Genomic DNA, 12596 nt, shown 5'->3' with positions numbered 1-12596 from the left:
CAGCTGTCCCCTCGTATCCACCTGTCTCCGCGAATCCGCGTATTCATCCGACGGAAGGTCGCCCTGTGAGCGGCACCAAGACTCCCGGCCTCCCCGGGAGCGACCAGGCCCACCCGGCGGCGGTCGGCGTCGTCGACCCGACCGACCTCGCCGGCCGGCTGGACGCAGGCGAACGCATCGTCCTGCTCGACGTGCGCTGGGCCCTCGGCGACGACCACGGCCACGAGCACTACCTGGCCGGTCATCTCCCCGGCGCGGTGTTCGTCGATCTCGAGACCGAGCTTTCCGACAAGCCCGGCCCGGGCACCGGCCGCCATCCGCTGCCCGCAGCCGAACGCCTGCAGGCCGCAGCCCGGCGGTGGGGCCTGCGTGCCGGCGACGAGGTCGTCGTCTACGACAACAGTGGCGGTCTCGCCGCCGCCCGGGCCTGGTGGTTGCTGCGCTGGGCCGGCCACCGGCAGGTGCGGCTGCTCGACGGCGGCCTCGCCGCCTGGCTCGAGGCCGGGCTGCCGGTGCAGACCGGTGAGGTGACCGCACCTGTGGGTGACGTGGTGCTCTCCCCCGGCCAGCTACCGGCGCTCGATGCGGACGAAGCCGCCCGGCTCGCGCGCGACGGCGTGCTGCTCGACGCCCGGGCAGGCGAGCGTTACCGTGGCGAGACCGAACCGATTGACCCGCGCGCCGGCCACATCCCAGGTGCGCGCAGCCTGCCCGCGGCCTCGCTGCTCGGGGCCGCCGGTCGCGTCCTGCCGCCGGCGGAGCTGAACGCCGCGCTGGCGGCAGTGGGCGTCACGCAGCCCGGGCCAGGCGAGGACGCGCCCGCCGTCGGCGTGTACTGCGGCTCCGGTGTCACGGCGTCCTTCCTCGCCGCCGCCCTGGCCACGGTCGGCGTGGAGGCGGTGCTCTACCCGGGTTCCTGGTCCGAATGGTCCGCCGACCCCGCCCGGCCCGCCGCCACCGGGGCGCAGCCCGGCTGAGGTCCCACCTCCCTGTCCCGCATCGTTCCTCCCGGTTTCCTCCGTCTTCGCCGTATGCGCACCCGTCGCCGCGGGAGCGCCGTCACGACATCGAGGTCATGCCAATGCCGCGTCGCCTGTTCACCTCCGAATCAGTCACCGAAGGGCATCCCGACAAGCTCGCCGACCAGATCAGCGACGCGCTGCTCGACGCCTTCCTGGCCGGCGACCCGCGCTCGCGGGTGGCCGTGGAGACCTTGCTGACCACCGGGCATGTGCACGTCGCCGGGGAGGTCACCACCGCGGCCCACGTCGACGTCACCAGCGTCGTCCGCCGCACCCTGACCGAGATCGGGTACGACGCCGCGACGGGCTTCGACGGCGCCACCGTCGGTGTGCTGGTCTCGATCGGATCGCAGTCGCCCGACATCGCCCAGGGTGTCGACCGCGCCCACGAGGCCCGGGTCGAGGGTGCCGACGACGCGCTGGCCCAGCAGGGTGCCGGCGACCAGGGCATCATGTTCGGCTACGCCACCGACGAGACCCCGGCCCTGCTGCCTTTGCCGATCACCCTGGCGCACCGGCTGTCCGCCCGCCTCGCCCGGGTACGTCACGACGGCCTGCTGGACTACCTGCGCCCGGACGGCAAGACCCAGGTCACGATCGAGTACGACGAGCACGGTCCGGTCCGGCTCGACACCGTCGTGGTCTCCGCGCACCACGCGCCCGGGGTCGACCTCGACCTCACGCTCAGCGCCGACATCCGCGCCCAGGTCGTCGAGCCGGAACTCAAGCGGCTCGCCGAGGAGAACCTCAACCTGGAGGTCGACGGCTACCGGCTGCTGGTCAACCCCACCGGCCGGTTCGAGGTCGGCGGGCCGCAGGGTGACGCCGGCCTGACCGGACGAAAGATCATCATCGACACCTACGGCGGGTCGGCACGCCACGGCGGTGGCGCGTTCTCGGGCAAGGACCCGTCCAAGGTTGACCGGTCCGCCGCGTACGCCCTGCGGTGGGCGGCCAAGAACGTGGTCGCGGCCGGGCTGGCGCACCGGGCGGAGCTGCAGGTCGCGTATGCGATCGGGAAGGCCGAGCCGGTCGGGCTGTTCGTGGAGACGTTCGGTACCGAGACGGTGCCGGTCACCCGGATCGAGCACGCCGTGACCGAGGTCTTCGACCTGCGGCCGGCCGCGATCATCCGCGACCTCGACCTGCTTCGGCCGATCTACCGCCCGACCGCCGCCTACGGCCACTTCGGCCGCGACGAGCCGAACTTCACCTGGGAGCGCACCAACCGCGTGGAGGAGCTGCGCGCCGCCGCGGGCAGGTCAGCCTGACGCCGTCGAACGCCGCCACTGCTGCCGCCACCGGCGCCAGCGGTGGTGGCGCCGGTGGTGCCGGTGGCGGAGCCGGCCTGCCGGAAGGCTTTCTGCCCGCGTTGCGGGCCGCCACCAGCGCCGGCAGCGTCAGCCAGGACCCCGCAGACCTGACCGCGGCCCGGGCAGACCGGTCCGGATGGCCGTCACCGGCACCGCCGGCGGTCGTCGTCCGGGCCGTCGGCGTCGACGACGTGCGCGCGGTGCTGCGCCTGGCGCACGAGTACCGCGTCCCGGTCGTGCCACGCGGCGCCGGGACGGGGCTCGCCGGCGGCGCGGTCGCCGGCCCCGGCGAGCTGGTCCTGAGCCTGGAGCGGATGAACCGCATCCGCGAGCTCTCCCCCGCCGACATGATCGCCGTCGTCGAGCCGGGCGTGCGGGCCGCCGAGCTGGACCAGGCCGCGGCCGCGCACGGCCTGCGCTACGCACCCGACCCGGCCAGCCACGACATCTCCACCCTCGGCGGGAACATCGCGACCAACGCCGGTGGCCTGCGCTGCGCGAAGTACGGCGTCACCCGCGAGGCCGTGCTGGGGCTCGACGTGGTGCTGCCGGGCGGGGAGCTGCTGCGCACCGGCCGGCGCACCGTCAAGGGCGTCACCGGCTACGACCTCACCGCGCTGCTCGTCGGCTCGGAAGGCACCCTCGGCGTGGTCGTCGCGGCCGCGCTGCGGCTGCAGCCGATTCCGCCCGGCCAGCCGGCCACCGTCGCGGCCTACTTCCGCGACGCGCACGCCGCCGCGGCCGCCGCCGGCGCCGTCCTCGCCGCCGGTGTGACGCCGGCGCTGCTGGAACTGCTCGACGCCCGTTTCCTCGCCGCGCTCGACGCCTGGCGCGGGACGGACCTGCGGGCACGCGGGCAGGCCCTGCTGCTCGCGCAGACCGACGGCTCGGGCGCCGAGGCGGACGCCGACCGGCTGGCGGCCGCGATACGCGAGCACGCCACCGTCGTGGAGATCAGCACCGATCCGGCGAGCGCCGACGAGCTGCTCGCCGCCCGCCGGCTGGCGCTGCCGGCGATCGAACGTCTCGGCCGGCCCCTGATCGAGGACGTCGCCGTGCCCCGCTCACGCCTCGCCGAAATGGTCGAGGCGATCGCCCGCATCGGCGAGCGGCACAACGTGGTGGTCGCCACCCTCGCCCACGCCGCCGACGGCAACCTCCACCCGATCTTCGTCGTCGACCCTGCCGAGGCCGCCGGTGCCGGTGCCGGAGCCGGCCAGGGTGGGGCAGAGCTGGGTGGGGCCGCTCTGGACCCGGGCGCACCGCAGGTACCCGAGGCGGTGTGGCGCGCCGCCGACGAAGTGTTCACCACGGCGTTGGAGATGGGCGGCACGCTCACCGGTGAGCATGGCGTCGGCCTGCTCAAACGCCGCTGGGTGGCGGCCGAGCTCGGCGACGGCTCCGTCGACCTGCAGCGGCGGCTTCGCGCTGTCTTCGACCCGCGCGGAATCCTCAACCGGGGCAAGGTACTGCCAGACCCGGCGGCCATCACAGACATCACGGATGCAACGAGCATCGCGGACACCGCGGGCGTGGTGAACGGCGCAGCTCCCGAAGGCGCCGCGGCCACCGCAGACACCGCAGCGGCCCCAGGTGCCGCAGCCGTCTAGCGCAGCACCTCAGACTCCGGAGCCCCCGGGGCCCAGAGCTCTTCGAGTCGCGGCCCGGCGCCGGGCCGCGACTGGCGCGACTGGCGCGACTGGCGCGGCCTCGGGGCACACCCCAAGAACCCATTGCTGCCAGACAAGAGTTGAGGATCGCGGTCGCCAGGACAACCAAAATCCCATGATCTTCCAGCAGCGGCCTCGGGGCACACGCCGCGCTAGTCGATCACGTCCGGTTCGAGGCCGACGGTGAGCCAGTCCGCGTAGGACAGACCGGTCACCTCCTCCAGGCGGGCGATGTCGGAGGTGAAGTACGGCAGCACCGCGGCCCGCTCGGCCGGGGTCAGCTTCGCGCGCCCGCCCCGCTCACGCTGCAGAAGCGTGAGCAGCGGACCCCGCACAGCCCGGCGCGCCGGCACCGGGAAGTGCTGGCCGAACCGCCCGCCCGTGCGCAGCACCGCCCGCAGCACGGCGTTCGGCCGGGTGTCCGCCACGAACGGGGTGACGTTCTGTGCGGGCACGACGTCCAGCAGCCCGGTCTCGACCTCGAGGAACTCGCAGACCCGGTCGAGGGTGGCCACCGGATCGTCGCGCAGGTCGCGGTAGCGCAGCAGGAGCACCTGCTCGCGCGGGAACAGCTCGAATAGGTGGGCGAGCTGTTCCCCGTAGAGGCCCTGCGAGACGTAATGCCAGAAATGTGCCCAGCCGGCGGCTCGACGGCTCTCCTCCAGCGCGCAGGCGCGGACGAAGTCCCGCTCCGGCTCGAGCCCGGCGGCCCACAGATGCGTCCAGTTCGAGTGGGCCCGGTCGACCGGGTTGCGCAGCAGCACCACCAGCCGCGCCTTCGGCAGCAGCCGACGGATCCGGTTCTGCGCGTCGAGGTCGTAGAGATAGAACGGGGTCGCCTCGCCGCGCAGCGCTCCGGGTGGCGCCTGGTCGAACAGCGCCTCGTAGTCCGCGGGCCGCCACACGTGTTCCTGGCTGGTCTGGACGTCACCGGGCCCGCGCCAGGCGGGCGGCGGCCCGTCCGAGAGGAAGTACTTCGGCTCCTTGACCTGGGACAGGAACAGTTGCGGGTGCCGACTGAGTGCCGCGTGGATGGCGGTCGTACCGGCCTTGGGGACGCCGATGACGAGGAAGTCGGGCAGGGGCATCTCGACACGCTCCTGGTGGGGCGACACGACACAGAATCTGCCGTAACGGCAGGTGACGACCCGGCGCCGCGTCGTCATCCGGAGCATAACCGATAAGTTCGATAGAAATAGTGGAAAGGAGTCCGAGGTGAGCGAGGCCGCACGGCGACAACCCGACACCGGCGGAACGCCGGTGAGCCCCCCGCATCTCCGACCATGTTTACCGGCTAAGTAGGATTGCCTCGTGACAACCGGACACGCCGAACGGGCCGAGCACCTTCCCCTCCCCCTGCCCGACACAGGGACGATCGTGGTGGGCCCACCCGGCGACGGCCCGGGCTACTGGGCCGGCGCGCCCAGCGCGATCCTGGTGGACGGCGTCTACTACCTCACCTATCGGCTGCGCCGGCCCATCGGGCGCGGGCGCGGCTACGCGGTGATCGTCGCCTCGTCCACCGACGGCGAGAACTTCACCCAGCTGGCCACGATCACCCGCGGCCCGTTCGGCGCCGAGTCCCTCGAACGCGCGGCGCTGGCCGTCACCCCGCAGGGCACCTGGCGGCTCTACGTCAGCTGCGCCACCCCCGACAGCTACCACTGGTGGGTCGACGTCCTGGAGGCCGACTCCCCCGCCGGCTTCGACGCCACCCGCCGCCAGACCGTGCTGCCCGGCGACGCGCGCACCGCGGTGAAGGACCCGGTGATCAGGTACGACGGCAGCCGCTGGCATCTGTGGGCGTCGTGCCACCCGCTGGAGGACGACACCGCCACCGACCGGATGGACAGCCGTTACGCCACCAGCCCGGACGGTCTGACCTGGACCTGGCACGGCGTCGCGCTGGCGCCGCGCCCGGGGCACTGGGACGCCCGCGGGGTCCGGATCAGTTCGGTCCTTCTCGACGGTGACCGGGCGGTGGCGTTCTACGACGGCCGGGCCAGCGCCGCCGAGAACTGGGCCGAGCGCACCGGTGTCGCGTTCGGCACGGGCCCCGGCCACTTCGAGGCGGTCGGGGTGGAACCGGCCGCCCAGTCACTGGATGCCGATCACGCGCTGCGTTACCTCTCCGTGGTCGAGCTGCCCGGCGGCGGCTACCGGACGTACTACGAGATCGCCCGCCCCGACGGCGCCCACGAGCTGCGCTCACAGCTCCACCCCGCGTCCAGTGCCGCGGACGGCGCTGGACGCTGATCGCTGATCTGATAGCTGATCGCATCGCCACCCTGAGCGGCGCCGCGCGGCGGTCAGGGCTCGAGGCGGCGGAACTGGCTGGCGTGGAACACCAGTGGGCTGATGCCGTGGTCGGCGTCGAGGTCGTGCACCCGCAGCAGGATGACGTCGTGGTCACCCGCGCGCACCTCCTGCTCGATGCTGGTCTCGATCCAGCCGCTCGCCCCGTCGAGCAGGACGGCGCCGTGCTCGCTCACGCGCCAGCGAAGCTCGGCGAAGCGGTCACCACCGCGCCCCGCGAGCTGGCGGGCCGCCCGGTCCTGGTCCGCACTGAGAATGCTCACCCCGATGCGGGCCGCGCTGCGCAGCACCGGCCAGGTGTTGGACGTGTGCGCGACGCACAGCGACACCAGCGGCGGCTCGAGGGAGACGGAGGTGAAGGAGCTCGCCGCGATTCCCACGGGTGCGCCGTCGACCAGGGCGGCCACCGCGGCGACCCCGGACGGGAAGGCACCGAAGACGTGCCGCAGCCGCCTGGGGTCGAGCGCCGGCAGGGCTGTCACCATCTGCTCGCCTCCGTGACGATGATCGGGCTCAGTGAGGGCTCGTTGCGCAGCGCCTCCAGGAACGTGACGACCTCGGCGGAGACCGACCGGTGGTGGACGTCGTTGAGCACGTCGTGGTGCGCGCCGCGGACCACGGTCAGCCGCGCGTTCGGCAGCGCCTTCGCTGCGCGGCTGAGCGCCTCACGGTCCGCGACGGGGTCGATGTCGCCGACGAGCAGCAGCTGCGGCAGCGCGGCGGTGCTGCCGTAGGCGAGGTCGAGCAGCGCGTCGGGGACGACGTCACCGAGGCTGCCCCGCTGTACAGCCGGGTCGTCGCTGAGCACACCACGATGCACCGGGCAGTGGGTGCGGGCGTTCAGCTCGTCGTCCCACCCGCCGGTGGCGTGGGCGCCGTAGCCGGGCAGCCCGGCGAGGACGAGGGCGTCCGGCCGCCAGACGTCGGAGACGCCGCGCTGACCACCGGCGGCGAGCGCGGCGAGCGCTGCCAGCGCCACCGAGCCGGTGTCCGAACCGACCGCGACGAGCGGCCGGGTCGGCTCGTCTCCCACGCCGGCGGCGGCTTCGGCCAGCTGCTTCGCGATCACCTCGAGGGAGGCTACCGGGTCGGCCGGATCGAGCACCGGTGCTTCGGTCACCCGCACCCGATAGGTGTCCGACGCCACGCGGGCGCCGAAGCGGCGGTAGACGGCCGGGCTCTCACCGCGGCCCGGCACGATCAGAACGGTCCCGCGGGTGCGCAGGCCGCCGGTGGCTTCGAAGTCGAGGTGGTCGAGGTGGTCGGTCATGGTGTCGGGCTCCCGCCGGTTCGGGCTGTGCGGTGGGCCGCGGTACGACGGTGCGCCGCCACGGCAGGAAACTGGGTGATGAGTGTGAGGTGATAGGTCAGGTCACACACCGGCGGGCTGCAGCGTCTGCTGGCGGGCCGCCGTGTGGCGGTTCTCGGGGATGGGCAGCCCGAGGTTGCCGCGCAGCGTCGTGGACTCGTACTCGTCCCGCACGACGCCGCGCTCGCGCAGGATCGGCAGGACCTCGTCGACGAAACGCGCGAACTCGCTGGGCACCGTCACGATGATGTTGATGCCGTCGAACGCGCCGGCGCGGAACCAGCGCTCGATCTCGTCGGCCACGGTGCGCGCCGAGCCGACGAAGGGTGCGTACTGCGCGCTGAGCTGGTGCTCGACGACCTGGCGCAGGGTGAGGTCGTTCTCCCGGGCATGCTTCTTGATCGCCTCCGCCTGGGTCCGGAAGCTGAGCGCACCGGCGTCACCGACCTCGGGGAACGGTGCGTCCAGGTCGTACTGCGAGAAGTCGTGCCAGCCGAACGGCCGGCCGAGCTCGGCCAGTGCCCGGGCGAAGCTCTTCGCGCCCAGGGTCGCCCGCTGGATCTCGCGGGCCTGCTCGTCGGTGTCGGCGATGATCGGCGAGATGCCCGGGAACACGAGCACCTGGTCGGGGTCGCGCCCCTTGGCGGCCGCCCGTGCCCGCAGCTCGGTGCGGAACGCCTGTGCCTGCTCCAGCGTCTCGGCGTGGGTGAAGATCGCCTCGGCGACGCTGGCGCCGAGGTCACGGCCCTCCTCGGAGTCCCCCGCCTGGAAGATCACCGGCTGCCCCTGGGGGGTGCGCTCCAGGTTGAGCGGGCCGACCACCGAGAAGTACTCGCCGCGGTGGTTCAGCGCATGCTGGCGGTCGCGGTCGAAGAACACGCCGCGTTCCTTGTCCCGGGGGAAGGCGCCGGCCTCGTAGGAGTCCCACAGCGCCCGCGCGACCTGGACGTGCTCCAGCGCCCGGCCGTAGCGGGTCGCGTAGTCGTAGTGCTCGTCCCGGCTGTAGTTGCCCGCTGTGCCCGCGTCGCCGCTGGTGACCACGTTCCAGCCGGCCCGCCCACCGCTGATGTGGTCGAGGGACGCCAGCCGGCGCGCGACGTTGAACGGCTCGTTGTAGGACGTCGTGATCGTCCCCACCAGGCCGATGTGGCTGGTGTGCACGGCGATCGCGGACAGCAGCGTGAGCGGCTCGAGCCGGCTGAGGTAGTGGTGCGGCGAGTCCGGGGTGATGAACTGGCTGTCCACGATGAAGACGAGGTCGAACTTCGCGGCCTCGGCGGCCTGCGCGCGGGCGATGTACCAGTGGACGTCCACACTGGCATCGCCCGGGATCTCAGGGCTGAGCCAGGTGTTGTGCTGCCCTGGCCCGCCGACCCCGAACAGGACGGCACCGAGCTTCAACGTGCGAGGCTTCAGCGTGCGAGCAGACATCGGTGGACCTTTCCTGGTCGGCAACACGCGCTGGACCGCCCTCAGGCCGGGTGATCCAACACCCAAAGTGACGATCTTGCGCCGGGCATGCCGGACCGACACCCCGAATCGGCGACGATCCACAGCCGGGCGGACCAGCGACCTCAGCGGCCCGAGCGGGCCATGTACTCAGTGCGGCGACCGGCCCCTGGACCGACCGCGCGGCGAACCGGTGCAGCCCGGCCGGCAGAACGCCTGATCAGAGGGCTGACAGCGGGCGGGACACAGTCAGCGGCAGCGCACTGCGGCACCGCGACACACGGCGGCACCGCGACAGGTGAGGTCGATCAGATGCCAGCCGACGCCCGCCGCTACGATCTCCGACCGGTTCATGGGCCCAGCATGCGTCCGTTTGGCCGGCGGTGTCCAACTACGCTTCGCAATGATGATCTATAGCGTTCCGCGATTATTTTTACCATTTCGGTGTAGATAGTGTGGCCGCTAGGTAGCCTGACCTGGTGGGACGCACCCTGGACATCGCCCCGCTGCGCAGCTTCGTCGCTGTCGCGGACTGCGGCGGCTTCCAGCGCGCGGCGTCCGCACTGCACCTCAGCCAGGCGGCGGTCAGCCAGCATGTGCGCCGCCTGGAGGCCGCGACGGGCCGCATCCTGGTCGAACGGCAGGGGCGCGGCTCCCGGCTCACCCGCGACGGCGAGCACCTCCTCCGCCAGGCCCGGCGGATCCTCCGCCTGCACGACGAAACCCTGCACAGCTTCGTCCCCCAGGCCGCGGAACCGGTGATCATCGGGTCGACGGAACACGCCGCGGCGCAGCTGTTGCCGCCCCTCAACGGGGTCCTGGAGCAGGAGCTGCCCGACCAGGTCATGCGCTTCCGCATCGACCGGGGCAACCGGCTGCGGGAAGGCCTCGACACCGGCCAGGTGGACCTGGCCCTGCTGCTCGGGCCGGCCGACGACCCCCGCGCCTGGCCGGTCGGCCAGCTCGAACTGACCTGGTACTCCGCACCCACCTGGGAACGGCCGTCCCTGTCCCAGCCCGTCCCGCTGGTCGTCTTCGACCAGCCCTGCTCGCTGCGCAACCGCGCGCTGGAGGCGCTGTCCTTCCACGCGATCCCGACCGTGATCGGAGCGGAGGCCGTCCAGCTCGCCGGTGTGCAGGCCGCCGTCCGGGCCGGCCTCGGCGTCGGGCTGATGGCTACCCTGGGCCAGACCCCGGAAGGACTCGTCGCCCGCGACGACCTGCCCCAGCCGGCCCCCCTGCCGATCGCGCTGTGGGCCCGGCAGAGCCTGCCCACCGAGATCTCACGGCGCGTCGCCGAGGCGTTGTGTCAGCTGCTCCTGGCACCCGCGGACCTCGCACCCTCGGACCTGCCGCCCGCACCCCTGGCCGCACCGGTGGATGCGCACCTCGAACCCAGCACCAGCAAGGGAGTCTGATGCCCGCCATCCACGTCCCCGCCGGCAGCACCGGCGGGGAGTTCGTCCGCACGCCCAGCGGCGTCATGCTGCCCGCCGACATCGACCCGTTCCACCGCCGCCTGTTCCACATCGCCCCCTCAGCCCTCGTCGGCGACACCACGCAGACCTCGGGCATGCGGCGGCTGGAAGCGGTCAGCGGCAAGACCGTCGGCGCCCGCAGCCTCTGGATGGGGCAGACACACGTCCCGGCGTCGACGGCGTCCGGCAACCACCACCACGGCGCGTCGGAGACCGCGATCTACATCGTCTCCGGCAACCCGGCCTTCGTGTTCCTCGACGTCGACGGCGACGAACCGGTCGAGACCCGCGTCGAGACCTCCCCCGGCGACTACATCTTCGTCCCGCCCTATGTGCCGCACCGCGAGGAGAACCCCGACCCCGACGCCGAGGCGGTCGTCGTCATCGCCCGCACCACCCAGGAGGCGATCGTCGTCAACCTCGGCGACCTCGGCTGGTCCGAGGTCCGCCTCGACGCCCCGGGCACGCCCGGCACCCATGGCACCCCTGGCACGGAGTGCTGACCGGAATCGGAACGCGAGCCCGCCCGCTTCCCTGCCCCCATCGGGCGAGAACCTGAGGATTGCGGTCGCCCGAGAGCACGTGTAGCGAAATCCCGAGAAGTCGCGGATCCGCGGCCCGTGCCGACGGAAGGCGAACCGCACCCGCACCGCCAACCATCTCCATCGAGGTGCCCGCACCGCCGCACAGCACCAGCAGTTCACCCCAAAAGGGGCAAAAGAGGCTGCAGAATTGCCTGGCGAGTCGCAAGAAAGAAGGATTTCGGTCGCGGGAACAACCAAAATTCTTCACTTTTGCGACTCGCCAAACCGGGCTACCGGGCTGCCGGGCTGCCGGGCTCCCGGAAGTCGGGCCACGTTCATGGGGGGCGAACCTCCCCGCCCACCGACTATCGATCTTGATCGGCACCAATCCGTGACCGGCTCCCCGGCAGTTACAATCCATACTTCTTGCTCGGCGAAAACGGCAGCAGCGACATGGACGGGCCAGGCGGATCAGGCGGGCACCGTGAGGTTGCACTGGTAGGCCAGCCACCCTTTCCCCCTTTTGGCCCTGCCTGCTGTCCGATGACCGGCGGATGGGGACCGCGCAGGATGGCTGGCGTACCGACGCGGTCGCGTGCAGTGTCCGCATCCACTGTGGTGCAGGCTCAATGCTAGCGCCACGCACGCACCCGAGGGATCCGATTCCACCGAACGGAGACCCGGCAGGCGGAATTCGATAGCGGTCGAACACAGCGTGATCCACCGCGGATCCTGCCCACGAGGATCGGGCGCGCCGGGAATACACTGCGCCTCATGCCTTACACGCCTCCCAGCAGAGTTCCACGCGGGGCATCCGAGCGGCGACCTGCCGCACCCGCCGTTCCGGCTTCACTCACGGCCACGGACTCGGCGATTACCGACGACGGCGTCTACACGAACTTTCTTTTCGACGGTTCCGATCTGGCCGACCAGAGGGCTGAGGCGGTGGAAATCGACACCTGCCGTCTTACGGGTGTCGACCTGAGTGGCACACGGCTCACCCGAGCCATGGTGACGAACACCGTCATCGAGCGATCGAACCTGTCGAATCTCCGGGCGATGAACTCGTCGCTGATCCGGGTTGCAGTGACGACGAACAGGATGACGGGGGTTGCCTGGACGAATGGGCGGCTGCGCGATGTCATCTTCCGGGACTGCCGGCTTGATCTCACCCGTTTCCGGTCGACCACCGCGGCGAACGTGCTGTTTGAGGGTTGCAATCTGAAGCAGGCCGATTTTCAGGATGCCGACCTGCGTGGCGTGACGTTCGAGGACTGCGACCTGACCAGCGCGCAGTTCTCCGGCGCGAAGATGGACGGCGCCCGGCTCCTCGACTGTGTGCTGGTGGGGGTGAACGGGGTGACGAGCATGGCCGGCGCCGGGGTCGCCAGCCGCGACATGGTGGCGCTGGCCTACTCCCTGGCCGGCGCCCTGGGCATCACGGTGCTCGACGAGGAATAGCCATCGCGACGGGGCCCCACGAGGCTCGATCGTCAGCTGTCAGCCACATCGGCC

The 12596-nt window shown here is 71.9% G+C and carries 11 protein-coding genes; 7 read left to right on the top strand and 4 right to left on the bottom strand.

From position 1 onward, the window contains the following. Positions 1–65: 65 nt before the first annotated feature. The 3 genes from AWX74_RS22620 to AWX74_RS22610 all read left to right on the top strand — a co-directional run bounded on the left by AWX74_RS22620 (position 66) and on the right by AWX74_RS22610 (position 3945). Positions 66–977 (top strand): sulfurtransferase, encoded by a 912-nt coding sequence (locus tag AWX74_RS22620; protein ID WP_091280437.1) that lies wholly within the window; start codon positions 66–68, stop codon positions 975–977. 104 nt (positions 978–1081) lie between these two features. Beyond that, the gene (metK, locus tag AWX74_RS22615) at positions 1082–2293 is read left to right on the top strand and encodes a methionine adenosyltransferase (protein WP_091280433.1); all 1212 of its coding nucleotides are present in this window, start codon (positions 1082–1084) and stop codon (positions 2291–2293) included. A gap of 101 nt (positions 2294–2394) precedes the next feature. Further along, complete coding sequence (locus AWX74_RS22610) at positions 2395–3945, top strand: FAD-binding oxidoreductase (protein WP_226930755.1); 1551 nt, start codon at positions 2395–2397, stop codon at positions 3943–3945. A 212-nt stretch (positions 3946–4157) separates the two neighbouring features. On the opposite strand, the gene AWX74_RS22605 is transcribed toward AWX74_RS22610, so the two are convergent. Then, positions 4158–5093 carry a sulfotransferase family protein gene (locus AWX74_RS22605; protein ID WP_091280611.1) on the bottom strand — a complete coding sequence of 312 codons (936 nt, stop codon included), beginning with the start codon at positions 5091–5093 and terminating at the stop codon, positions 4158–4160. Positions 5094–5316: 223 nt separating this feature from the next. Here AWX74_RS22605 and AWX74_RS22600 point away from each other — a divergent pair, with 223 nt between their 5' ends. Continuing rightward, entirely contained in the window at positions 5317–6261 is a 945-nt protein-coding gene (locus tag AWX74_RS22600; RefSeq protein ID WP_091280430.1) for a glycoside hydrolase family protein, read from the top strand. Positions 6262–6314: 53 nt separating this feature from the next. Here AWX74_RS22600 and AWX74_RS22595 read toward each other — a convergent pair whose 3' ends face one another. The 3 genes from AWX74_RS22595 to AWX74_RS22585 all read right to left on the bottom strand — a co-directional run bounded on the left by AWX74_RS22595 (position 6315) and on the right by AWX74_RS22585 (position 9061). Then, complete coding sequence (locus tag AWX74_RS22595) at positions 6315–6806, bottom strand: flavin reductase family protein (RefSeq protein WP_091280426.1); 492 nt, start codon at positions 6804–6806, stop codon at positions 6315–6317. After that, on the bottom strand, positions 6800–7591 hold the full coding sequence (locus tag AWX74_RS22590; protein WP_091280423.1) for an alpha/beta hydrolase: 792 nt from the start codon (positions 7589–7591) through the stop codon (positions 6800–6802). The genes AWX74_RS22595 and AWX74_RS22590 overlap by 7 nt, the downstream gene beginning before the upstream one ends. A 102-nt stretch (positions 7592–7693) precedes the next feature. After that, the gene (locus tag AWX74_RS22585) at positions 7694–9061 is read right to left on the bottom strand and encodes an NtaA/DmoA family FMN-dependent monooxygenase (protein ID WP_226930754.1); all 1368 of its coding nucleotides are present in this window, start codon (positions 9059–9061) and stop codon (positions 7694–7696) included. Positions 9062–9558: 497 nt separating this feature from the next. Here AWX74_RS22585 and AWX74_RS22580 point away from each other — a divergent pair, with 497 nt between their 5' ends. From AWX74_RS22580 to AWX74_RS22570, 3 genes are all read left to right on the top strand, one after another. Next, complete coding sequence (locus tag AWX74_RS22580) at positions 9559–10497, top strand: LysR family transcriptional regulator (protein WP_091280420.1); 939 nt, start codon at positions 9559–9561, stop codon at positions 10495–10497. Beyond that, positions 10497–11060 (top strand): cupin domain-containing protein, encoded by a 564-nt coding sequence (locus AWX74_RS22575; protein ID WP_091280417.1) that lies wholly within the window; start codon positions 10497–10499, stop codon positions 11058–11060. Before AWX74_RS22580 ends, AWX74_RS22575 begins: the two co-directional genes overlap by 1 nt. Before the next feature lie 966 nt (positions 11061–12026). Continuing rightward, positions 12027–12542, top strand: coding sequence for a pentapeptide repeat-containing protein (locus AWX74_RS22570; protein ID WP_165615736.1), 516 nt, complete (start codon positions 12027–12029; stop codon positions 12540–12542). Positions 12543–12596 lie beyond the last annotated feature (54 nt).

Source organism: Parafrankia irregularis (assembly GCF_001536285.1).
Taxonomy (GTDB): domain Bacteria; phylum Actinomycetota; class Actinomycetes; order Frankiales; family Frankiaceae; genus Parafrankia; species Parafrankia irregularis.
Note: the sequence above shows the minus strand (reverse complement) of the source record. Positions and strands in the feature narration are given on the sequence as shown.

Excerpts from the sequence above, each read along its gene's own strand:
- metK (WP_091280433.1), top strand. The coding sequence starts at position 1,082 with ATGCCGCGTCGCCTGTTCACCTCCGAATCAGTCACCGAAGGGCATCCC.
- AWX74_RS22605 (WP_091280611.1), bottom strand. The coding sequence starts at position 5,093 with ATGCCCCTGCCCGACTTCCTCGTCATCGGCGTCCCCAAGGCCGGTACG.
- AWX74_RS22595 (WP_091280426.1), bottom strand. The coding sequence starts at position 6,806 with ATGGTGACAGCCCTGCCGGCGCTCGACCCCAGGCGGCTGCGGCACGTC.
- AWX74_RS22590 (WP_091280423.1), bottom strand. The coding sequence starts at position 7,591 with ATGACCGACCACCTCGACCACCTCGACTTCGAAGCCACCGGCGGCCTG.
- AWX74_RS22585 (WP_226930754.1), bottom strand. The coding sequence starts at position 9,061 with ATGTCTGCTCGCACGCTGAAGCCTCGCACGTTGAAGCTCGGTGCCGTC.
- AWX74_RS22575 (WP_091280417.1), top strand. The coding sequence starts at position 10,497 with ATGCCCGCCATCCACGTCCCCGCCGGCAGCACCGGCGGGGAGTTCGTC.